This window comes from Nonomuraea rosea, assembly GCF_039539705.1.
Classification (GTDB): domain Bacteria; phylum Actinomycetota; class Actinomycetes; order Streptosporangiales; family Streptosporangiaceae; genus Nonomuraea; species Nonomuraea rosea.
Genome location: NZ_BAABDQ010000181.1, coordinates 1 through 530, shown reverse-complemented (window position 1 = coordinate 530; position 530 = coordinate 1). Strand labels below are relative to the sequence as shown.

1 protein-coding gene is annotated in these 530 nt (G+C 70.8%); it reads left to right on the top strand.

The features are described 5' to 3' along the window. On the top strand, window positions 1-530 hold a 530-nt coding region (locus ABEA43_RS68005), incomplete at both ends, for a serine hydrolase domain-containing protein (protein WP_345581700.1).

Genomic DNA, 530 nt, shown 5'->3' with positions numbered 1-530 from the left:
GCCGACCAGATCCACCGGTTCCCGCCGCTGTACGCCCCCGACTGGCAGAGCGGCGAGTTCACCGTGGAGGACGAGGCCGAAGGGGGGCACCACAGCAAGCCTCCGGCGTTCGAGTCAGGCGGCGGCGGGCTCGACTCCACCGCCGACGACTACCACGCCTACTTCCGCATGCTCCTCAACGGCGGCATGCACGACGGCCGGCGCATCCTGTCCCGGGCCGCCGTCGAGCTGATGACCACCAACCGCCTCACGCCCGAGCAGCAAGCCGCCCGAGAGGTCTATGCCCGCAACGCCCTCCATACGGGGTACGGCCTCGGGCAGCACGGCGGCTGGGGCTTCGGGATGGCGGTGCGCACCTACCGCGGCGACTACGCGCCCATCGGCCAGTTCGGCTGGGACGGCGGAGCCGGCACCACCACCTACGCCGACCCCGAGAACGGCATCGTCGGCATCCTGCTCACCCAGACCGGGATGTCCACCCCCGATTCGGCGAACGCCATCCACGACTTCTGGACCACCCTCTACCAGGC